This is a genomic window from Flavobacterium tibetense, assembly GCF_003293845.1.
Lineage (GTDB): Bacteria > Bacteroidota > Bacteroidia > Flavobacteriales > Flavobacteriaceae > Flavobacterium > Flavobacterium tibetense.
In genome coordinates, this window is the sequence record NZ_QLST01000001.1 from 218106 (window position 1) to 240777 (window position 22672).

Here is a 22672-nt window from a genome sequence, read left to right on the forward strand (position 1 = left end):
TTATTCTTCTTCTCCTTCTTTCTTTTCTTCGCTACCTTCTTCAACTTCGGGTACTACGATTTCTTCTACTTTAGAATCATCTTTTTTGCCTTTTAAAGCATCGGCTTTATTTAACATGAAATCTTTAGAAAGTTCTCGGATGGCTTCTTTAGTAAAAGCTTTTTGGTATTCTTTGATTGCTTTTTTGAATTCACCCATTTTTTCATAATACATCGCTTGATGATACACACTTAATGTGGTTTTAGGATAATGTTTTTCGGCGTATTTAGATAATTCTTGGAATTCAGGATAAGCCTTGTTTTTCATGATAGCAGCTTCAATAGCTCTAAAATCAGTTAAACGAGGTTGCACTTTTAATCCTAAGTTTTCCTCAAGATTTTTGTATTTGTCAATTAAATATTGGGTGTAACCTTTGTCTAATGTTACAATTTTTTCTTGGAATTCTACCATTGAAATAGGTTGGTAACCATCAAAAATAAAATACAACGCTTGCGGAATTGCTTGCGCCACTAAAGAATAGTGCGTAGCGCCAACAAAATCATCATATTGGTATTTAAATGATTTCTTTCCAATTGCCTTAATATTTTGATCTAAAGCAGCTGTTTTTTCTCTTAACTCTTTCAAATCACCTTCACCAGTAGCTTGGTAATAAAAAACGGGTTTAGTTAAAATTGCCAAACGCTCTGCGATTCTTTTTTCCATTTCTGGAGCCATTTCTGGAGCTAACGAAATGTAAGCATTGAAAACAGGATTGTCTTTGTATAAATAAAAATTTAAGAATCCTGCAGTTGTATCATGACCAGCAATGATTCGGAATGGTTGTGTGCGGTATTTTTTTTCCACATAGGGTAATAATTCAAAACCTATGAATTCAAAAAAGTTGGCGCCAGTTCCAGACGGCAAACCTGTTTCGTCAAATTCGCTGTCTTGGAAACGTTTATCTCCATAGTTTTGATTCACTGCAATAACAATCATTTCTGGTAAGTCATCCCAGTAGTTTCCATATTTTAGAATTCCCTGAAACGGACTTGCAAGATATTCTCCGTCTAAAATTAATAAAGTAGGATATTTTTTATCTGGACTTGATTCGTAGTTCGCGGGTAAAGTAATCGTGAATGTACGTTCTTCACCTAATTTTTTTGAATTGATTGATTCTGGAATTGCTTGAGAAAATCCAAGTTGCGCAAGGAAACTCAAAAACAAAAATACTGCGGTTCTCATAAAATGAAGTTTTAGTTTTCGAACAGCAATATACTAATTAATTTCTTTTTTTGTGAAAGTTGGTAAAATTAAAAATGCTAATCCGCCAAAGACAATGGTAACGACCAATTGAGATGTCCAAACAATCCATCCAAAAGCGTTTCCAGCTTCAATTGGAATTTGGTATAAAACTAAGATTTCAGCAATCAAAACAGGAAAAAAACCAAAGCCACCATTTGTAAATGCTATGGTTAAACTTCCAATAACAAACGCCACTAAAACGGCACTAAAAGTAATGATTCTGGTTTCTTCCAAAGCGAAAATTACGCTGTAAAACATGAGGACATAAGTAAACCAAATAAGTAAAGTGTATCCTAAAAAAATCCATTTATTTGGCATTTTGAAAACACTTAAAATTCCTTCCGTTAAGCCTGAAATTTTTTCTCTGATTTTTACGATAATTTTTATTTTGGAATAAATTAAAAGATACAAACCAATGATTCCCATTAATATTCCCAATACCAAAATGAAAACCAATTTATTTAATGGAATATATTTTAGTAGAAAGTTTTTAAGTGTTGCAAATTCCAATAGAATTGCTGAAAAAATGAATAGCAATAGGATAATGAAATCTACAATTCGTTCAGAAATGATAGTACCAAAACCTTTATCAAAAGGAACATTTTTATATTTGGTAAGAAGTGCTGCGCGAGAAATTTCACCTGAACGCGGAATGGTTAAATTCAAAAAATAACCGATACTTACAGCTGCTAAATTAAATTTAAAATCAGAAGGATATCCAATGTATTCTAATGTGTATTTCCAACGATAAGCTCTTAAAACATAACCAATAAAAGCCAAAACTCCAGAGAAAAAAACAAAGTAGTAATTCGCGTTTACGAAGTAACTTTTCATTTTTTGAATTTGTTCTTCGGTAAACGAATTGTAAGTGTATATAATCAAAAATACTCCCAAAAGTAGTGGGAGTATGATGCTGAGTATATTGTTGAGTTTCTTTTTCAAACTAAGTTAACGAATTGTCTTTTTCGTTTGGAAACACTAATGTTGGCTTGAACTTTTTAGCTTCTTCAAAATCCATAGAAGCATAAGAAATGATGATGATGATATCGCCTCTGTGAACTTTTCTAGCGGCTGGACCATTTAAGGTGATTTCTCCAGTATCTCTAGGTCCTTTTATGGCATACGTTTCTAAACGTTCCCCATTGTTTATGTTCACAATTTGAACTTTTTCACCCTCAATAATGTTTGAAGCTTCCATAAGCGCTTCGTCAATGGTAATACTACCAATGTAATTCAAATCGGCACCCGTTACGGTTACTCTATGAATTTTCGATTTTACTACTTGAATATGCATGGTGCAAAGGTAATTAATTCAATGAAATATTATCAATTAATCTGATGTTCTCAATAAAAATTGCGATAAAAGCACGATATTTTTTTGTTTTATCTTTTTCCAATGCGGGAAGAAGTGTTGATTCTTCTGCGATTTCAAAATATTCTAAACTAAATTCTGGATGTTCAGAAAAAGCATTTTTAACAAATTCGTTTAATTCTGTTAGGCTCTTTTTTTTGAAATCTGCTTGAACGGCTTGAAGTGTTTTGTAGATAAAACTTGATTGTTCTCGAGCACTTTTGGAAAGTCTTTCGTTTCTCGAACTCATAGCTAAACCATTTGCTTCTCTAAAAATAGGACATCCAATTATTTCGACATTCATTTTTTCTTTCTCAACTAATTTTTTCACGATTTGCAATTGCTGAAAATCTTTCTCTCCAAAATAAGCATTCGTTGGATTTACAATTTCGAATAATTTTTTTACAATTGTCCCTACGCCATCAAAATGTCCAGGTCTGTGTTTGCCTTCCATTTGATTTTCTAATCCGTCAAAAGAGAAACTTGAGGAAGAAGTTTTTTCTTGATAAATATCAGAAACTGTTGGTGCGTAGACAAGAACTTGAGTACTAATTTGTTTGATTTTTTTAACATCCGCTTCAAGTGTTCTTGGGTATTTTTCTAGGTCTTCAACGTTGTTAAATTGCGTTGGATTAACAAAAATGCTTACCACTGTAACGTGATTTTTGTCTAGAGAATTTTTAATTAACGATAAATGTCCGTCATGAAGTGCGCCCATAGTTGGAACAAAACCAGTAGTTTTATTTAGGCTTTGCAATGGTCTTAAAAAGTTGGTCAAACTTTCTTTGTTATCAAAAATGAGCATAGTATTTTGTATTGTTTAGGGTGCAAACTTACTATTTTCATAAATAAGTCCATAAAATTTTGTAATTTTGCATGTTTTTTAAATGCAATTAGATAAACAAAAAGAATTATGGAAGACAAGAGGATATTATATGTATCATCTGAAGTGGTGCCTTACTTAGCGGAAAATGAAGTATCTCTACAATCGTATGAGTTCCCAAAAATGATAAACGAATTAGGTGGTCAAATTCGTATTTTTATGCCAAGATATGGAAATATTAATGAGAGAAGACACCAATTACACGAAGTTATTCGCTTGTCGGGGATGAATTTGGTAGTAAACGACATGGATATGCCGTTGATTATTAAAGTGGCATCTATTCCAAAAGAAAGAATTCAGGTTTATTTTATTGACAATGATGAATACTTCAAGAGAAAAGCAACTTTTACAGATGAAGAAGGAATTTTGTATCCAGATAACGATGAAAGAGCTATCTTTTTTGCAAAAGGAGTAGTAGAAACAGTGAAAAAATTAAATTGGGTTCCAGATGTAATACACGTTCACGGCTGGATGGCAAGTTTACTTCCTGTTTATCTAAAGCAATATTATAAGAATGAAGGGATTTTTGCAGATACTAAAATTGTGACATCCATTTATAATTCTGGTTTTGAAGGCACAATAGATTTGGAATTAAAAAACAAGATGCAATTTGATAATATTGATGCAACAATTTTACAAGTGGTTGAGTCTCCAACATACGAAAACATGATGAAATTAACTATTGATCACTCAGATGCAATAATCATGGGGTCTGATAATTTGACTGCAACTTTAACAAAATATATAGAATCTTCAGGGAAACCTTTTTTACCTTTCGAGCCAAAAGAAACAGTAAAAGAAGTGTATACAAATTTCTTAAGAACAAAGGTTATTTAATTGATTATGAGAAAAATTTTCGGGAAAATAGTAGTTTTAAGTACAATTTTATTATTGCTGTCTTGTGATAAAGACTTCAATACAATTGGTTCAGAGATCATTGGAGATGGTGATTTTGAGTTTGAAAAGTATAGTGTTCAAAATTTAAAAGCTTACTCTGCAGCAACTGGTCCAGTTCAGTCTAATAATTTACCAATAAATTCATTAGGAATCTATCAAGATTCTTATTTTGGCACTAACATTTCAAATTTTGTAACTCAATTGGAATTAGAGAATACTAATCCAAGTTTCGGTATTGATATTGAAATAAAAACTAATGATTCTGTTTATTTATACATTCCTTATTTTAGTAAATTAACAGCCGTTGGTTCAGGTAATGAGGCAAATACCTTTGTTTTAGATTCTGTTCATGGTCTTCAAAATTCTAATATGAGTTTGAAAATTTATGAAAGTGGTTATTACATAAGAGATTTTGATGCAAACGATCCTAGCGAGTTTCAAAAATATTTTTCTAATGAAAAAAGTTTAATTGAAAACAACTTAATCGGATTGCCATTAAATTCTTCATCTGATTTGGCTCAAAATTTAGAGTTTGTTTTTTCAAATCAAGAACATATTATATATAAAACTAATGGGAATGGGCAATATATTGATAATCAAGGTAATATTGTGCCTGAAGCAGAAAGAATTGTTAAGGAAAGATTTGCGCCCGGAATGTGGATAAACTTAGATAAAGATTTCTTTTTCAATAAGATTTTATCAGCTAGCTCGTCTGATTTAGTTAATCAGAACAACTTTAAAGAGTTTTTCAAAGGATTATATTTTCAGGTTGAACAAAATTCCGGACAAACTGGAGCGATGGCGCAACTAGATTTTTCTAAAGGTTTTATAGATATTCAATATCACTCTAAAATGGATGTCTCGTCTGATCTCAAGAAAAATAGTTTTAAATTAAATTTAAAAGGTAACACAATTAATTTTTTTGATTTCACTAGGAGCGTAAATTATGAAACTGCATTAACAAGTTCTAATCCTAGTTCTGGAGATCAATACCTATATATTAAAGGAGGAGATGGTTCAGTTGCATTTGTTGATTTATTTGGAGAGAATGATACTGATGGAAATGGAGTTGCTGATGAATTAGATCAACTAAGATTAAATAATTGGCTAATTAATGATGCGGTTTTAACTTTGTATATTGAAAATCAAAACCAAAAAGAGCCAAGAAGAATTTTTATTTATGATGTAGATAACAGAAGGCCACTGATTGATTATATTGATGATATTTCAACTAATGCTAATCCTAAATTAAATAAAAATAATCATGGAGGCATTATCGAAATTGATTCTGATGGGAAAGGTGTGAGGTATAGATTTAAAATCAGAAATCATATAAATAAAATTATAAACGGAACAAATGAAGTTGATCTGAAAAATATAAGATTAGGAATAGCTGTTACTGAAAATATAAATAATATAAATTTTTCAACGCTAAGTTATCCATTTAATCTTCCAGTTTTTATGCCTTCAAGTAGTCCGGATCAATTGATTTCAAGATTGCCAGTTTCTCACGTAATGAATCCATTAGGAACAATATTGTTTGGTTCAAATACCACAGATGAGAAAAAAATGAAACTAGAAATTTATTACACCAAACCTAACTAGTATTGTATGTGTGGAATTGTAGGTTATATAGGCCATAGAGATGCGTATCCTGTAATTATTAAAGGATTACACAGATTAGAATATAGAGGATATGATAGCGCAGGCATTGTTTTGTACGACGGATGCGATTTAAAATTATCAAAAACCAAAGGAAAAGTTTCGGATTTAGAGGTTAAAGCTCAAAAAGAAAATACACTTGTAGGGAAAATAGGTTTAGGACATACGCGTTGGGCTACACATGGTGTGCCAAACGATGTTAATTCTCATCCGCATTATTCAAATTCAGGAAATTTAGTTATCATTCATAATGGTATTATTGAAAATTATGAACCATTAAAGAAGGAATTAATAAAAAGAGGTTATATTTTTCAGTCGGATACCGATACAGAAGTATTGGTTAACCTAATTGAAGATGTTAAAAAGAAAGAAAATTGCAAACTAGGAAAAGCAGTTCAGATAGCTTTAAATCAAGTTGTTGGTGCTTATGCTATTGCGGTTTTTGACAAAGAAAATCCAGATGAAATAATAGTTGCTCGTTTAGGCAGTCCACTTGCAATAGGAATTGGTGAAGACGAATTTTTTATTGCCTCAGATGCAACTCCGTTTATTGAATATACGTCAAATGCTATTTATTTAGAAGATGAAGAAATGGCAATTGTCCGATTGCATAAACCTTTGAAAATAAGAAAAATAAAAGATGATTCATTAGTTGATCCTTATATTCAAGAGCTCCAATTAAATTTGGAACAAATTGAAAAAGGTGGCTATGACCATTTCATGTTAAAGGAAATTTACGAACAGCCAAGCGTAATAAAAGATACTTACAGAGGAAGACTTTTAGTTAATGATGGAATTATTAAGATGTCTGGCGTTGACGATAATTTAGAAAAATTCTTAAACGCAAAACGAATTTTAATAGTTGCGTGTGGAACTTCATGGCATGCCGGTTTGGTAGCAGAATATATTATTGAAGAATTTTCAAGGATTCCAGTTGAAGTAGAATATGCATCCGAATTTAGATATAGAAATCCAATAATCAATAAAGATGATGTGGTAATTGCTATTTCACAATCTGGAGAAACTGCTGATACTTTGGCTGCAATAAAATTAGCTAAGGAAAATGGTGCATTTGTGTTTGGAGTATGCAACGTAGTTGGCTCATCTATTTCTAGAGAAACTCATGCAGGTGCTTACACACATGCAGGGCCAGAAATTGGAGTAGCATCAACAAAAGCATTTACTACACAAATTACTATTCTAACGCTCATAGCGCTTCGTTTGGCTAAAGCAAAAGGAACAATGAGTAATTCTGATTACCAAAGATATTTGTTAGAATTAGAATTAATTCCAGAAAAAGTACAAGAAGCATTATTAACAAATGATGTTACAAAGCAAATAGCGGAGATATACAAAGATGCAACAAATTGTTTGTATTTGGGAAGAGGATATAACTTTCCCGTAGCTTTGGAAGGAGCATTAAAGCTTAAAGAAATTTCATATATTCATGCTGAGGGATATCCAGCGGCAGAAATGAAACACGGACCAATTGCTCTGATTGACGAACACATGCCAGTTATTGTGATAGCGCCTAACAAAGGGCATTATGATAAAGTGGTGAGTAATATTCAAGAAATTAAATCTAGAAGCGGAAAAATTATTGCAGTTGTTACTAAAGGGGATACACAAGTAAAAGAATTGGCAGATCATGTTATTGAAATACCAGAAGCAACTGAAGCGCTAACTCCGTTGTTAACTACAATACCTTTACAATTACTGTCTTACCATATAGCGGTACTACGTGGTTGTAATGTGGATCAACCAAGAAATTTGGCTAAATCGGTTACTGTAGAATAAGATTTTAAAAGCGAAATTTACTATTTCGCTTTTTTATTTCAAAAAATTCAAAAATTTAATTGCAAAATTGTTCAAGAAAAAACTATCTTTGCACTCGAAAAAATACATCTATTTTTCAACACTAAATAGCTATTAAATAAATACATAAGTAATGTCTAAAGTTACAGGAAAAGTTGCAAAAATTATCGGACCAGTTGTTGACGTGGTATTTAACACTGAAAATACTGAACTTCCGAAAATTTATGATTCATTAGAAATCACTAAGGCAGACGGAACAAAATTAGTATTAGAAGTGCAATCTCACATTGGAGAAGACACAGTTAGAACCATTTCTATGGATTCAACTGATGGTCTGTCAAGAGGTCAAGAAGTAGTTTCATTAGGAACACCTATTCAAATGCCAATTGGTTCTGAAGTTTTTGGTCGTTTATTTAATGTAATTGGTGATGCAATTGACGGTTTAGGTGATTTACCAAAAACAGGATCAAATGGTTTATCAATTCACAGACCAGCTCCAAAATTCGAAGATTTATCTACTTCAACAGAAGTTTTGTTTACAGGTATTAAAGTAATCGACTTAATTGAGCCTTACGCAAAAGGAGGAAAAATTGGTCTTTTCGGTGGTGCTGGAGTAGGTAAAACCGTATTGATTCAGGAGTTGATTAATAATATTGCAAAAGGTCACGGAGGTTTATCAGTTTTCGCTGGAGTAGGTGAAAGAACGCGTGAAGGAAATGACCTTTTAAGAGAGATGTTAGAGTCTGGAATTATCAAATATGGTGATGATTTTATGCATTCTATGGAAAATGGAGGATGGGATTTATCTAAAGTAGATAAAAACATCATGAAAGATTCTAAAGCAACTTTCGTGTTCGGTCAGATGAATGAACCACCAGGAGCTCGTGCTCGTGTAGCTTTATCTGGTTTAACAATTGCTGAGTATTTCCGTGATGGCGCTGGAGACGGACAAGGAAAAGATGTTCTTTTCTTCGTTGACAACATCTTCCGTTTTACACAAGCAGGTTCTGAAGTATCGGCTTTATTAGGTCGTATGCCATCTGCGGTAGGTTACCAACCTACATTAGCTACTGAAATGGGAGCTATGCAAGAGCGTATTACTTCAACTAAAAAAGGTTCTATTACATCGGTACAAGCGGTTTACGTTCCTGCGGATGACTTAACTGACCCTGCACCAGCTACAACTTTTGCTCACTTAGATGCTACAACTGTATTGTCTCGTAAAATTGCTGAGTTAGGTATTTACCCAGCAGTAGATCCATTGGATTCTACTTCTCGTATCTTAACACCAGAAATTTTAGGTAAAGAGCACTACAATTGCGCACAAAGAGTGAAAGAAATTTTACAACGTTACAAAGAATTACAAGATATTATTGCTATCCTTGGCATGGAAGAATTATCAGAAGATGATAAATTAGTAGTATCAAGAGCACGTCGTGTGCAACGTTTCTTATCTCAACCTTTCCACGTAGCAGAACAGTTTACAGGAATTCCAGGGGTTTTAGTAGATATCAAAGAAACCATCAAAGGATTTAACATGATTATGGACGGTGAATTAGATCACTTACCAGAAGCAGCGTTCAACTTGAAAGGTTCTATCGAAGATGCTATCAAAGCTGGAGAGAAAATGTTAGCAGAGGCATAATAACAAGTGTTCAGTTAGCAGTAGCAGTTGGCAGTAACTGAGACTGAAGACTGAGACTGAAAACTAAAAGAAATGATTTTAGAAATAGTATCACCAGAAGCTACATTATTTAAAGGAGAAGTTACTTCGGTAGCTGTTCCTGGGATTAATGGTGAATTCCAAATGTTAAATAACCACGCACCTATCGTGTCGTTATTAGCAAAGGGAAATGTGAAAATAAATGCTCAGAACATCAAAATTCAAAAAGAATTTGTTTCTAAATTCAATAAAGTGAATGAGCAAACCTATTGGTTACCGATTAATTCGGGAACAATAGAAATGAAAGACAATAAAATTATCGTTTTAGCTGACTAAGACAATAAAATTATCGTTTTAGCTGACTAAGACAATAAAATTATCAATAAAAAGTCCTGCAATTTGCAGGACTTTTTTGTTTAATTTCAGTTTTTTATCTAAATATATATTTTCTTTATAAAATTTTATGTTATTTTTTAATAATTATTTACATTTGGCCAACCTCAAAACTATAAAAGATGAATGTAGCCAAGTTTTTAGTCTTATTGTTATTTTCAGTTTTTTCATTTTCTCAGGAGAATTGGCAATCAATGATGTTTGATCAGTCAAACAATTTTAATGATATTGTTGAAGATTTTAATAAATATTATGAACTAAATGTTCAAGATCAAAAGCAATTTCCAAAAGGAATTGGTATAAAGCAATTTAAAAGATGGGAATACTATTGGTCACAAAGAGTAGATCAAGAGGGTGATTTTCCTAAGCCTGGAAGCTTATTACAAGCATATCAAGAGTACCTTTCTAGAAATGCAGCTAACAGATACGCAACTGGTTCTGGCAATTGGCAATTGGTAGGGCCAACTGCTTTACCATACAATGGTACTACGCAGTTAAATGGAAACGGGAGATTAAATTGTATTGCATTTCATCCAATAGACCCAAATATCATCTTTGTAGGTGCGCCCTCAGGAGGTGTTTGGAAAACAACAGATAATGGTGTGACTTGGCGAGAATTGTCTTCAGGACTAATTCGTTTAGGAGTTTCAAGTATTGTGATTCACCCCACGAATCCAGATATTATTTATATAGGAACAGGAGATAGAGACGCAGGAGATGCACCAGGATATGGTGTGTGGAGAAGTACTGATGGTGGACAAACTTGGACCGCCAGAAATACAGGAATGGGAAATATAACTGTGAACGAAGTTATGATGGATCCAACGAATTCCAATAGATTAATTGCAGCAGCTAGTAATGGAAGAATCTATAGAACAATTGATGGAGGTGCAAATTGGATTCAATCTGCATCTTTAGGTACAAATCCAAAAGATATTGCTTTTCATCCAACAGACTCAAATACTATTTATGCATCAAGTACTAGATTTTATAAATCCATTGATGGAGGTGCCACTTTTACTCAAATTGCTAGTGTTTTACCTACCACTGCTCAACGAATGGCAATTGCAGTTTCTCCAAACCAACCAAATTGGGTTTATCTTTTGGCAGGTGGCTCTTCGGGTTTAATAGGAATTTATAGATCTACAGATAGTGGAACTAACTTTTCAACAAGAACAACAACTCCCAATATTTTAGGATATAATACTGATGGTTCAGGAACAGGTAGTCAAGCTTGGTATGATTTGGTACTAGTTGCCGATCCTACTAACGCTGATATTATTTATACAGGAGGAGTTAATTTGTGGAAGTCTACAAATGGTGGGACTACAATGACTTGTGTATCACATTGGGTCGCTCCAACAAGTTCTTCAGGTGGAATTGAAGCAGTTCACGCAGATCAACATGCTTTGGAATTCTCTCCACATACCAATGTATTATACAACGGAAATGATGGAGGATTATATTACACAGCAAATGGCGGTGCTAAATGGGTTGATGTAAGTAGTGGTTTAGCAATTGCTCAAGTGTATAAAATTGGGGTTTCTCAACAAACGCATGATTTGGTAATTAATGGGTACCAAGATAATGGAACTGGTGTTAGTAGAGGTACAAGTTTTATAACCGAAATTGGAGGTGATGGAATGGAATGTATAATTGATCCTACCAATGATAATTTTATGTATGGAGCATTATATTATGGGGATATTAGAAGATCTACAAATGCAGGAGTAACTTTTTCAGGAAATATAGCGGGATCAATTCCTGAACAAGGAGCATGGGTTACTCCATATAAATTAGATCCAAACAATGTAAATACAATGTTTGCAGGTTTTGATAATATTTGGAGAAATACAGATGTTAGAGTTGGTACCACTTGGACACAAATATCTTCATTTGGAGGTACACAAGACATGGTTGATTTGGCAATTGCTCCTTCAAATAGCAATGTAATGTATGTTTCAAGAAACGCTACAAGTAGATTTTATAAATCAACAAATGTTCTTGGAGCAAGTCCAACATGGACAGATTTAACTAGTTCCTTACCAGCATCAGGGATTGTTAAAGACATTGAAATTGATCCAACCAATCCAGATATTTTATATATCGCAATAGGCAATAAAATTTATAGATCAACAAATGGTGGAACAAGTTGGACTGATTTTTCAACATCATTACCTAATATTTCTCTAAATACAATAGTAATTGATAGAACTAGCGCTGTTAATGCAATGTACGTGGGAATGGATGTAGGAGTTTACTATAGAGACAATAATCAAGCGGGTTGGGTAAGTTACTCTAATGCACTTTCAAATGTTGAAATTACTGAATTAGAAATTCATTACAATACCACTAATTGTAATAGTAAGTTGTATGCGTCAACTTACGGACAAGGTCTTTGGGTTTCTGATCTAAAAGATCCAGGAAATGTGGCGCCAGTAGCTTGTTTCGATGTGAAGAACACCGTTGGTTGTATTGATAATATTATACCAATTACAGATAATTCTAATTTCTCACCAACTTCATGGACTTGGACAATTACTCCAAGTACTTTTAGTTATGCAAATGGAACGAATGCAAACTCGCCTAATCCAGAAGTTAACTTTACTGCTTCAGGGAATTATACAATTCAATTATTAGTTTCAAATGCTTTTGGTTCTAATAGTACATCGAAAGTTGTTAATATCCAAATTAATGGAGGTATAGTTGCTTCAAGTTTTAATCAAAATTTTGAATCTCAAGCAACTTGTGGAACTACTAGTAACTGTGGTACAGGAACTTGTAATATTACAGGATTGTGGACAAATTTAACAAATGGAACTCAAGATGAAATTGATTGGAGAATTGATGTTAATGGAACACCAACAGCAAACACTGGTCCAGCAACAGATTTTAACCCAGGAACTACTGCCGGTAAATATGCTTATTTAGAAGCTACAAGCTGTGGTGCAAGAGTTGCAATTTTAGAGAGTCAATGTATTCTTCTAGATCAAAAATATGCTTTTGAATTTGCGTATCATATGTTTGGTAATACTATGGGTAGCTTACACGTAGATGTCTTCAGAAACGGAGTTTGGAGAGAGAATTTTATCCCAGCATTTTACGGAGATAAAGGGAATCAATGGAATGTGGCATCCATAAATTTATACGATTATGAAGGTGAAACCATAAAAATTAGAATAAGAGGCGTTACAGGATTTAGAGATATGTCAGATTTAGCAATAGACGATATTAAATTTGTACCAAAATGTGGAACTTCTACAACATGGAACGGAACGGCATGGTCAAATGGAGCACCAACAGTAAGCACGAATGTTACTTTTACAGGGAATTATAATTCAATATCAAGTTTAAGCGCATGTTCAGTTTTAGTTACTAATAATGCTCAAGTTGTTTTTAATGCTGGTCATACATTATTTGTTGATGGCGGAGTTACTGTTGCTTCAGGATCAAATTTAACAATTGAAAATAACGCAGCTTTACATCAATTAGATGATTTAGCTACTAATTCAGGAAGTGTTTTAGTTAAGAGAGTTTCGCAACCAATGATAAGATTAGACTATACAGCATGGTCATCACCAGTTGCAAACCAACAATTATTAGCTTTCTCTCCAAATACAGTAACTACTAGATTCTACCAATACTTGTACACAGGAACAACAACACCAACAGCTTATCAATCTGTTAATCCAAATACAAATTTTATTGCTGGAAAAGGGTATATGATTCGTGTAGCAAATGATTGGTCGCCTTCAGTTGCTGCTCCATATAATGGGCAATTCAATGGAGTACCGCAAAATGGTATTATCAATCAACCAGTTGGACTTGGGTATAATTTGTTAGGGAATCCATATCCTTCACCAATGGATGCAGATAAGTTTTTTGATTATAATACAAACATTGGTACAGTTTATTTTTGGACAAATACTACTCCAGCTAGTGGAGGAACTTATCCACAAAATAATTTTGCATCTTACACTAAATTAGGTGGAACAGCAGCCTACGGAAGTGCAGTAGTTCCAAATGGTTTTATCCAAACAGGGCAAGGTTTTTATGTTTTGGCAACGGCAAGTGGAAATGCAGTATTTAATAACGACCAAAGAGAAAATGCAGCAATGACTACTCAATTTTTTAGAAACACAACAAACAACGTAGCCGAGAAGCACAGAGTTTGGTTGAATCTTAACGATGCAAACGTTTCATATAATCAAATTTTAGTTGGATATATGGAAGGTGCAACACAAGGAATTGATCACACAATTGATGGGAAAGTGATTGATGCCTCAAAACCAATGTTGTATAATATTATTGATAATAATCCATATGTAATTCAAGGTAAGGGCTTACCATTTAATAATGAAGATATTGTTCCTCTTGGATTAAAGACTTTAAGTGAAGGTAATTATACCATTGCAATCGATAATTTGGATGGATTATTTACAGACCAAGACGTTTATTTGAAAGATAAAATGTTTAATATTATTCATGATTTGAAACAATCCGCTTATTCATTCCATTCGCAAATTGGAGATTTCCAAGATAGATTTGAACTGGTATACCAAAATGGAACATTAAGTTCGGATACATTTATAGTTGATAATAATGCAATTGTTTATATTTCAAATAATACAATTCATGTAAAATCTTCAGAAACAATAAGTGAAATTTCAATTTTTGATGTTTTAGGCAGAAGTCTTTATCAAAAACAAACAATTAATAATATTACATTTTTCATTTCAAGTTTAAATCCAACAAATCAAACCTTGTTGGTTAAAATAAAGATGACCAATGGAGCAATAGTCAACAAGAAAATTATTTTTTAGTATAAAAGTCCTGCATTTCGCAGGACTTTTTTATTTTTGGAAAATGAAAGATTTAGAGAATGATGAGATTATTATTCATCAAGGGAAAAGACATTTTTTAGAAATTGTCTTAGGTTCTGTTTTTTTTGCAATTTTTATTTATTTAGTCCTTGAAGCAATTTATTTATGGTTTGAATATCAAAATTTTGATTTGTTTTTACTCTTAACTATAAATTTACTGGTGTCAAGTGGTTTTTTACTAGTTATGGGATTGACTTTTACCTTAACTAAATCTATAATAATAAATCCTTCAAGTGAAAAGTTGATTTCCATTTATTCAGTAGGCGTATTCAGTAAAAGAATAGAATCTAAAATCCCTGAATTAAATTACATTTCTATTTTCAAAAATGCCAAAGACGAGTTTGAAGTTAATCTTTGGTATGAGAAAAATAAGCATTACAAAATGTATGTCTTTGAAAAGTTTGGCGAAGCATTAGTATTAGGTAAACAACTTTCAAAGCGATTAAAAATAGATTTATTAAACGCTACTAAAAAGGGGAATTTTGAATGGATTGAAATAGAAGACTAACTAAAAAATTCCAAATACCCAAGTCTCAATTTCTCAACTACCATTTCAATTTCTTCTTCGTTCCAATGGCCGAATCCCAAGCGAATAGCGCAACTGTTTTTGTCTTGGTACAAAAGGGTTTTGGGTAAAAATAAGCCCATTTTTTTTGTTTTTTCAGCTAATTGCACCAAGGATATTTGGGTTTTAAATCGAATCCAAAGTGCTAAGCCGCCACTTGGTTTTTCAAATGCAATTGTATCACCAAAATGATTTTCTAAAGCCAAACACATAGTATCTCTTCGTTTTTTGTAAACTAATGTGTTCTTCTTTAATAATCGATGAATTTCGCCTTCATGAATCAGTTCTGCCAACACTTGTTCTTGTATCAAATCACCTTTGCTGTCTAACATTTGCAAGTAATTTTTAGCTTCCAAAATGAAGTTTTCTGGCGCAATCATAAAGCCAATCTGAAAACTAGGAAATAGCGATTGCCCTAATTTTCCCAAATAGATAATCAAACCATCGGTATCTGAACTCGCCATGGGCAAAATAGGCGATCCGTCAAATTGAAAATCGTAATCAAAATCATCTTCGATTATCGCAAATCGTAATTTTTTAGCTAATGCCAGTAGTTGCAATCTTCGTTCAGCACTTAATGTATTGGTCGTAGGATAATGCCTATTGGAATTTAAATACACGCAACGAATCGTGTTTTTTTTCGCCAGTTCTTCAATAGCATTCACCTGTAATCCGTAAGCATCCACTGGAAGCGTTTTAATAGTCGCTCCCGCTTGTTGGAATACCATATTCGCCGCATAATTTCCTAAATTACCAACCAAAACTACATCTTTTGGACGAATCAAAAGTTGGGCAATAAGATACAAACTCATCTCGGAACTTCGCGTGCTCAAACTGTTTTTGGGTTGAATAGCAAAACCTCTACTAGCATTCAAAAAATTACAAAGTTGGTTTTCAAATTGTGTTGGAGCAGTTCCTGACTGTTGCCATTTACTTACTAATGATTTTCGTTTCATAGCTGCGCCATACCATTTTGAAAACTGAGTAACAGGATGTAAACGAACATCAGGATGGCCGTCATTGGCTATAAATTCCGTTTCAAAAAGTGTTTCAATGGGTGCTAGATTGAACGAAGCCTCAAAAGGGAACCCAGTGTTTTTTGAAGCAATTTGATTTTTATTTTGTTGATGAATAGCTTTTATTTTGGTTATATTTTCTGGCGTAACTATATAAGTTCCTTTGTTTGGAATACTATTTACCCAACCTTGGGCTGCTAGTTCTTCGTAAACGGCAACAGCTGTTTTTCTGTGTATGCCAATGGTAACGGCTAAAATTCGTGTTCCAGGCAATAAACTTCCAACAGATAGATATCCCTTTTGAATGAGTTGGATAATTTGTTGCGCTATTTGAACGTAAACAGCATTCGTGCTTGATTTTTCAATACGAATTTCACTTTTCAGCAATTCAATAACCGGACTATCTGTTGTTTTCAAACTGGACTACTTTTATAGTCCGGAAAGTTACGACTTTTGCACCGTTTTAAAATAATCAAAATGAAAATAAAAGTATTAGTTTGTGCTTCTTTGTTTGCAACAGCCTTTATTCAAGCGCAAGACACTATTCAGAAGGTCAACCCGTTAAAAGAAGTTTTAGTAAGTTCTTCAAGAATTGACTTACCCTTTCAAGAAAATTCAAGAACCATTCAAATTGTTACTGCCGATGATATTAAAAAACTAGGAGTAACCAATGTTGCAGATGCCTTGCAGCTTGTAGCCGGAATCGATGTAAGAAGACAAGGTTTAAACGGAATGCAAGCCGATTTATATATTAGAGGTGGTGGATTTGATCAAACGTTATTGTTGATTGATGGAATTAAAGTGGATGATCCGCAAACAGGGCATCACACTATGAATTTAGCCTTACCAATTGAAGTCATCAAACGAATTGAAATTATAAAAGGGCCAGCAGCTAGAGTTTTTGGACAAAATGCTTTTACTGGAGCTATTAATATTGTTACCAATGACAACTTGGAAAGCTCCTTAATTGCTAAAGTACAAGGAGGTTCTTTTGGTCAATTTATTGCTGAAGTTACTGGAGCGGTTAATTTAGAAGATAGCAATCATTTGGTACATTTTTCAAAACAATCTTCCGAAGGATATAGAAAGAACACGGATTTTGATAATACCAATTATGTATTGAGAAGTCAGTTTAATAAAGCGAAATTACCAATTAACTTAATTTCTGCATTTTCGGAAAGAAAATTTGGTGCGCAAAATTTTTATGGTGTTACTAGTCCAGCAGCTGTTCCTTATGAAGTTACACAAGCGAGTTTAATTGGTCTTTCAACTGAAATTAAAAAAGGAAATTTCACATGGAAACCAAGAGTGTATTGGAGAAGAAATCAAGATGAATATATTTTTATAAGAGCAAATCCTTCCATTTATCGCAATTTACATATTACTAATAAAATTGCAGCTGAATTAAACGGTTCTTACGAATCGAAATTAGGAACAACTGGTTTTGGAGTAGAATTTTCGAAGTATATGATTCAAAGTAACAACTTAGGTGATGCGGAACGTGAAATTGCTACTTTGTTTTTAGAACATCGTTTTACGTTCTTTAATAACGTTTTAGACGTTACGCCAGGAGTTGCGGTTTCGTATTTCTCTGATTTTGATAATAAAGCCTTTCCTGGAATTGATGTTGGAGTGAAACTTTCTGAACGTTTGCGTATGTATTCTAATGTTGGATATACGTATCGCGTACCAACGTATACCGACTTAAATTATAGTGATCCATCAACTTTAGGAAATCCAGATTTACAAGCAGAACGAGCGTTTGCGCAAGAATTAGGAGTAAAATATCATGCCAATGCAGTTGATTTTACAGTAGCATTTTTTAACAGAAATACAGAAAACTTCATTGATTACCGAAGAGCAACACCAGCTGATTTGTGGGAGCCAGTGAATATTGATGTACAAACGAAAGGTTTTGAATCTTCTTTGAAATATAGTTTTGCTACTAATTCAATTCAACACCAATTACAATATGGTTACACCTATATTGATGATAATATTGACACCAATTTAACTTCAAAAAACGGAATTAATTCGATGCGTCATCAAGTAGTTTTTGGTTACAATGTGCAATTGTTTAAAGGTTTTAATCAGAATATCTCCTATCGTTATGTTGAGCGAACTTCGGGAGTTTCCTACAATGTTTATGATTTAAATACCACATATCGTTGGAAGAATGCTGAAGCCAGCATTTTAGCTCAAAACATATTTAATACGGCTTATTTCGAAAATACTTTCGTACCTATGCCAAAAGGAAATGTATTATTTGGATTGAAGTTTTATTTCCAATAATACTGATTTGAAGTTGTTAAGCAAAAAAAGTCCCGATTTATCGGGACTTTTTGTTTCTAGGTAATCAAAAATTAATATATATTAGTCTTCGATAACAGCTACTTGAGCTGCTACTTTACCTTTTCTTCCTTCTTCTTCTTCGTAAGTAACTTTATCCCCTTGGGTTAAAGATTCAATGTTCATGCCTGAAGCGTGAACGAAGATGTCTTGACCAGTTGCATCATTTGTGATAAAACCGTAACCTTTTTCTTCATTGAAGAATTTAACTGTGCCTGTTTGCATTTGTAATAAAAAAATAATTAATAATTCTCAAAGATATACTTTTTTACAACAAATACAATTTTTTTTGCAAAAATTATTGATTTTCAGTCTTTTCCTTGTCTTCGGTGAAGTTTGACATCAAATAATCTTTCACATTTTTGTTTTTATAACGATTATAAATAAACAGAGGCATCAATACAAAAGCAATTAACAAAACACCAATGCCAATCCATTTATCACCTTCGTTTATAGTAGTGTTTTTTAAATAATAACCATAACCAATAAATCCGATTATTGCCGCTAGTAGAATTCTTATAATGTATCTCATGGTTGATTTTTTTTACAAGGTTGCTCTACTTCAAACGAATATGCAATTCTTCCAATTGTTTGTTATCAATTGTTGCTGGTGCATCAATCATAACATCTCTTCCTGAATTGTTTTTTGGAAACGCGATAAAATCACGAATCGTTTCTTGTCCGCCTAAAATTGCAACTAATCTATCCAAACCAAAAGCCAATCCGCCGTGTGGTGGTGCTCCAAATTCAAAAGCACTCATTAAGAAACCAAATTGCGCTTGTGCTTCTTCTTTGCTAAATCCTAACAAATCAAACATTCTCGATTGTAAGTCTCTATCGTGAATACGAATAGAACCACCGCCAATTTCATTTCCGTTTAATACCATATCATAAGCGTTGGCACGAACTTTTCCTGGTTCGGTTTCAATTAATGCCATGTCTTCTGGTTTTGGCGAAGTAAATGGATGGTGCATGGCGTGATATCTTCCGCTTTCTTCATCCCATTCCAATAAAGGAAAATCTACAACCCATAATGGAGCAAATTCGTCTGATTTTCTCAACCCTAAACGAGTCGCTACTTCCATTCTTAAAGCGGATAATTGCGTTCTTGTTTTATCTGCATTTCCTGATAATACTAAAATCAAGTCGCCTGGTTTTGCATTGGTAATTTCAGCCCATTTTTTCAAATCTTCTTGATCGTAGAATTTATCTACAGATGATTTGAACGAACCGTCTTCTTCGCATTTTACATATACCATTCCTGAAGCTCCGATTTGAGGGCGTTTTACCCAATCAATTAAAGCATCAATTTCTTTTCTTGTATAATTAGCGCAACCCGGAGCAGCGATTCCAACTACTAACTCTGCTGAATTAAATACTGGGAAATCTTTATGTTGAGCTACAGCGTTTAACTCACCAAACTTCATTTCAAAACGAATATCTGGTTTGTCGTTACCGTAAGTTTTCATGGCGTAATCGTAAGTAATTCTCGGGAATTTTTCCACTTCAATTCCTTTGATTTCTTTTAGTAAATGACGTGTTAAACCTTCAAACATATTTAAAATGTCTTCTTGTTCCACGAATGCCATTTCGCAATCAATTTGTGTAAATTCAGGTTGACGGTCTGCACGTAAATCTTCATCACGGAAACATTTCACAATTTGGAAATATTTATCCATTCCACCTACCATCAACAATTGTTTGAAAGTTTGTGGTGATTGTGGAAGTGCATAGAACTGTCCTTCATTCATTCTACTTGGTACTACGAAATCACGCGCACCTTCAGGAGTAGATTTTATCAAATATGGTGTTTCCACATCACAAAATCCTTGATCAGAAAGATATTTTCTAACTTCCATTGATACTTTATGACGAAACAATAAATTATTTTTAACCGGATTTCTTCTGATATCTAAGTAACGGTATTTCATTCGAATATCTTCACCACCATCAGTTTCGTCTTCGATAGTAAATGGAGGCAATTGCGCTTCGTTTAAAATCGTTAATTCAGTAACTAAAATTTCAACGTCACCTGTAGCCATGTTCGCGTTTTTCGATTCACGCTCAATAACAGTTCCTTTCACTTGAATTACAAATTCTCTTCCTAGCGATTTTGCTTTTTCAAAAACAGTTTTGTCAGTTCTTTGTTCGTCGAAAATCAATTGCGTAATTCCGTATCGATCACGTAAATCGACCCAAATCATAAATCCTTTATCTCTCGATTTTTGAACCCAACCTGCAAGGGTAACTTCTGTATTAATATGTGAAGCGTTTAATTCGCCACAGTTATGACTTCTGTACATTTCTTGAAATTTTTTGCAAATGTAGTAACAAATATTAATTTTATTCGTTTAAATTTAATAGATTTGAATCAACATTTACACAATTAATATGAAAAAAACGTTAGTACTATTTTTGTTTGCGGTAGTTTCTGGTTTTGCACAAAACGCTGCAAATTCGGTTTCGCTTACTGTTAAGATTGCCAATCGCAATTCGGATACCATTACTATTTCTTCTGGAAGAGCTTTCAAACAAGTAGTTCCCATTAATAATAAAGGAGAATTTCAAACTTCATTTGAAGGAACTAAAGATGGTGGTATGTTCCGTTTGAATGATGGAAAAGAAGGAACAACTATGTTCTTAAAAAACGGGTATAATTTGACCATGACCTTAGATACTAAAGATTTTGACGAATCAATTGTTTATAAAGGAATTGGTGAAAAAGAGAATAATTATTTAGCGAAGAAAGCACTTTTTGATGAAAAGTTCGAAATGGAATTAGAAGCATTGTTTGATGCTGAAGAAAGTGTTTACAAAGCTGCTTTAGCCAAGAAAAAAGCCAATGACATTGCTATGATTGACGGCAAAGGTCTTGATGAAAAATTAGTTGGCATGTTGAAACCTTCTTTTGAGCAAGAAGAAATGTTTTTAATTCAGTATTACCAACAAAAAGCTGCTGCTAAAAAGATGGAAGGTATTGTTTCACCTTCTTTCGATTACGAAAATCACAAAGGAGGAAAAACAAAACTGGAAGATTTAAGAGGGAAATACGTATATATTGATGTTTGGGCAACTTGGTGTGGACCTTGTATTGCAGAAATTCCACATTTGAAAAAAGTGGAAGAGAAATACCATGGAAAAAATATTGAATTTGTTAGCATTTCTGTGGATGTAGAAAAAGACTACGAAAAATGGAAAAAAATGGTAACTGATAAACAATTAGGTGGCGTTCAATTGTATGCAGATAAAAACTGGAATTCTGATTTTGTTAAAGAATTCGGGATTAATGCCATTCCAAGATTTTTGTTAATTGGACCAGATGGAAAAGTGATTAAAGCTGATGCAGCAAGACCGTCTTCAGCCTTGTTGATAGAGTTGCTAGACGGACTTTTGAAATAATTAGAACTACAAATAACTGAAAGCCAATGTGAAAGCATTGGCTTTTTCAATGTTAAATTTTTACCCAATGTTACCAAATTGTTAAGTAATTGTTTTTTTAATGTAAAAAATTTGTTATATTTGTTACTATAATGTTAACCTATTAATAATAAGAAGTATGAAAAAAGTAATGATAGTAGCGGTTTTATTGGTTTCGGGTTTCTCTTTTGCACAAGAAATAGCACCAAAATTTGAAGTAGTTGACCAAATGGTGAAAGCTACCTATTTCCATGATAATGGAGTAATTAAACAACAAGGAATGTACTTAGATGGTAAACTTCACGGAAAGTGGGTTGCTTATAATGAAGATGGCACCAAACAATCTTTGGGAGAATACAGCAATGGAACAAAAGTTGGCAAATGGTTTTTTTGGAGTGAAAACACTTTAAATGAAGTGGATTTTAACGACAACCGAATTGCAGAAGTTAAAAGATGGTCTCAAGAAACTCTAGTTAAAAACTAAAGTTGAATTAGTT

General features: G+C 33.2%; 18 protein-coding genes. 10 read left to right on the top strand and 8 right to left on the bottom strand.

All coding sequences use genetic code 11. The annotated features are described in order from the left end of the window. From DPN68_RS01075 to panC, 4 genes are read right to left on the bottom strand one after another with little or no spacing between them, the layout of a single operon-like run. Entirely contained in the window at positions 1-1221 is a 1221-nt protein-coding gene (locus DPN68_RS01075; protein ID WP_113987731.1) for an alpha/beta hydrolase, read from the bottom strand. A gap of 33 nt (positions 1222-1254) precedes the next feature. Continuing rightward, positions 1255-2223, bottom strand: coding sequence for a lysylphosphatidylglycerol synthase transmembrane domain-containing protein (locus DPN68_RS01080; RefSeq protein WP_113987732.1), 969 nt, complete (start codon positions 2221-2223; stop codon positions 1255-1257). 1 nt (position 2224) lies between these two features. Continuing rightward, positions 2225-2575, bottom strand: coding sequence for an aspartate 1-decarboxylase (gene panD / locus DPN68_RS01085; protein ID WP_113987733.1), 351 nt, complete (start codon positions 2573-2575; stop codon positions 2225-2227). Positions 2576-2588: 13 nt separating this feature from the next. Then, positions 2589-3437, bottom strand: a complete 849-nt coding sequence (panC, locus tag DPN68_RS01090; RefSeq protein ID WP_113987734.1) for a pantoate--beta-alanine ligase — start codon at positions 3435-3437, stop codon at positions 2589-2591. A 108-nt stretch (positions 3438-3545) separates the two neighbouring features. Here panC and DPN68_RS01095 point away from each other — a divergent pair, with 108 nt between their 5' ends. The 7 genes from DPN68_RS01095 (at position 3546) to DPN68_RS01125 (ending at position 15336) form a co-directional block, all read left to right on the top strand. Continuing rightward, entirely contained in the window at positions 3546-4352 is an 807-nt protein-coding gene (locus DPN68_RS01095; protein ID WP_113987735.1) for a glycogen/starch synthase, read from the top strand. A 6-nt stretch (positions 4353-4358) separates the two neighbouring features. Beyond that, positions 4359-6017 (top strand): DUF4270 domain-containing protein, encoded by a 1659-nt coding sequence (locus DPN68_RS01100; RefSeq protein WP_113987736.1) that lies wholly within the window; start codon positions 4359-4361, stop codon positions 6015-6017. A gap of 6 nt (positions 6018-6023) precedes the next feature. Next, the gene (glmS, locus tag DPN68_RS01105; RefSeq protein ID WP_113987737.1) at positions 6024-7871 is read left to right on the top strand and encodes a glutamine--fructose-6-phosphate transaminase (isomerizing); all 1848 of its coding nucleotides are present in this window, start codon (positions 6024-6026) and stop codon (positions 7869-7871) included. Between the two features lie 151 nt (positions 7872-8022). Continuing rightward, positions 8023-9534: a F0F1 ATP synthase subunit beta gene (gene atpD / locus DPN68_RS01110; RefSeq protein ID WP_113987738.1), complete on the top strand. Its 1512-nt coding sequence runs from the start codon at positions 8023-8025 to the stop codon at positions 9532-9534. Positions 9535-9606: 72 nt separating this feature from the next. Further along, entirely contained in the window at positions 9607-9888 is a 282-nt protein-coding gene (locus DPN68_RS01115) for a F0F1 ATP synthase subunit epsilon (RefSeq protein WP_113987739.1), read from the top strand. 179 nt (positions 9889-10067) lie between these two features. Continuing rightward, on the top strand, positions 10068-14768 hold the full coding sequence (locus DPN68_RS01120; protein WP_113987740.1) for a VPS10 domain-containing protein: 4701 nt from the start codon (positions 10068-10070) through the stop codon (positions 14766-14768). A gap of 43 nt (positions 14769-14811) precedes the next feature. Then, a complete protein-coding gene (locus tag DPN68_RS01125; protein ID WP_113987741.1) occupies positions 14812-15336 on the top strand; it encodes a hypothetical protein in 525 nt (174 codons plus the stop codon). Here the strand turns inward: DPN68_RS01125 and DPN68_RS01130 are convergent. Continuing rightward, positions 15333-16826: an aminotransferase-like domain-containing protein gene (locus DPN68_RS01130; RefSeq protein WP_113987742.1), complete on the bottom strand. Its 1494-nt coding sequence runs from the start codon at positions 16824-16826 to the stop codon at positions 15333-15335. The two genes, DPN68_RS01125 and DPN68_RS01130, sit on opposite strands and share 4 nt — an antisense overlap. Before the next feature lie 60 nt (positions 16827-16886). Here DPN68_RS01130 and DPN68_RS01135 point away from each other — a divergent pair, with 60 nt between their 5' ends. Beyond that, on the top strand, positions 16887-18701 hold the full coding sequence (locus tag DPN68_RS01135; protein ID WP_113987743.1) for a TonB-dependent receptor plug domain-containing protein: 1815 nt from the start codon (positions 16887-16889) through the stop codon (positions 18699-18701). 81 nt (positions 18702-18782) lie between these two features. On the opposite strand, the gene DPN68_RS01140 is transcribed toward DPN68_RS01135, so the two are convergent. From DPN68_RS01140 to aspS, 3 genes are all read right to left on the bottom strand, one after another. After that, on the bottom strand, positions 18783-18983 hold the full coding sequence (locus tag DPN68_RS01140; protein ID WP_113987744.1) for a cold-shock protein: 201 nt from the start codon (positions 18981-18983) through the stop codon (positions 18783-18785). 73 nt (positions 18984-19056) lie between these two features. Next, the gene (locus tag DPN68_RS01145) at positions 19057-19290 is read right to left on the bottom strand and encodes a hypothetical protein (RefSeq protein ID WP_113987745.1); all 234 of its coding nucleotides are present in this window, start codon (positions 19288-19290) and stop codon (positions 19057-19059) included. A gap of 25 nt (positions 19291-19315) precedes the next feature. Beyond that, on the bottom strand, positions 19316-21061 hold the full coding sequence (gene aspS, locus DPN68_RS01150; protein WP_113987746.1) for an aspartate--tRNA ligase: 1746 nt from the start codon (positions 21059-21061) through the stop codon (positions 19316-19318). 88 nt (positions 21062-21149) lie between these two features. On the opposite strand from aspS, the gene DPN68_RS01155 reads away from it, so the two are divergent. Further along, positions 21150-22157 (top strand): TlpA disulfide reductase family protein, encoded by a 1008-nt coding sequence (locus DPN68_RS01155; protein WP_113987747.1) that lies wholly within the window; start codon positions 21150-21152, stop codon positions 22155-22157. Positions 22158-22314: 157 nt separating this feature from the next. Continuing rightward, positions 22315-22659, top strand: a complete 345-nt coding sequence (locus DPN68_RS01160; protein WP_113987748.1) for a toxin-antitoxin system YwqK family antitoxin — start codon at positions 22315-22317, stop codon at positions 22657-22659. Positions 22660-22672 lie beyond the last annotated feature (13 nt).

Bases quoted from the DNA above. Each gene is read 5' to 3' on its own strand.
- panD (WP_113987733.1), bottom strand. From the start codon at position 2,575: ATGCATATTCAAGTAGTAAAATCGAAAATTCATAGAGTAACCGTAACG.
- DPN68_RS01125 (WP_113987741.1), top strand. From the start codon at position 14,812: ATGAAAGATTTAGAGAATGATGAGATTATTATTCATCAAGGGAAAAGA.
- DPN68_RS01115 (WP_113987739.1), top strand. From the start codon at position 9,607: ATGATTTTAGAAATAGTATCACCAGAAGCTACATTATTTAAAGGAGAA.
- DPN68_RS01145 (WP_113987745.1), bottom strand. From the start codon at position 19,290: ATGAGATACATTATAAGAATTCTACTAGCGGCAATAATCGGATTTATT.
- DPN68_RS01155 (WP_113987747.1), top strand. From the start codon at position 21,150: ATGAAAAAAACGTTAGTACTATTTTTGTTTGCGGTAGTTTCTGGTTTT.
- DPN68_RS01100 (WP_113987736.1), top strand. From the start codon at position 4,359: ATGAGAAAAATTTTCGGGAAAATAGTAGTTTTAAGTACAATTTTATTA.
- DPN68_RS01120 (WP_113987740.1), top strand. From the start codon at position 10,068: ATGAATGTAGCCAAGTTTTTAGTCTTATTGTTATTTTCAGTTTTTTCA.
- atpD (WP_113987738.1), top strand. From the start codon at position 8,023: ATGTCTAAAGTTACAGGAAAAGTTGCAAAAATTATCGGACCAGTTGTT.
- DPN68_RS01095 (WP_113987735.1), top strand. From the start codon at position 3,546: ATGGAAGACAAGAGGATATTATATGTATCATCTGAAGTGGTGCCTTAC.
- DPN68_RS01160 (WP_113987748.1), top strand. From the start codon at position 22,315: ATGAAAAAAGTAATGATAGTAGCGGTTTTATTGGTTTCGGGTTTCTCT.
- DPN68_RS01140 (WP_113987744.1), bottom strand. From the start codon at position 18,983: ATGCAAACAGGCACAGTTAAATTCTTCAATGAAGAAAAAGGTTACGGT.
- DPN68_RS01135 (WP_113987743.1), top strand. From the start codon at position 16,887: ATGAAAATAAAAGTATTAGTTTGTGCTTCTTTGTTTGCAACAGCCTTT.
- glmS (WP_113987737.1), top strand. From the start codon at position 6,024: ATGTGTGGAATTGTAGGTTATATAGGCCATAGAGATGCGTATCCTGTA.
- aspS (WP_113987746.1), bottom strand. From the start codon at position 21,061: ATGTACAGAAGTCATAACTGTGGCGAATTAAACGCTTCACATATTAAT.
- panC (WP_113987734.1), bottom strand. From the start codon at position 3,437: ATGCTCATTTTTGATAACAAAGAAAGTTTGACCAACTTTTTAAGACCA.
- DPN68_RS01075 (WP_113987731.1), bottom strand. From the start codon at position 1,221: ATGAGAACCGCAGTATTTTTGTTTTTGAGTTTCCTTGCGCAACTTGGA.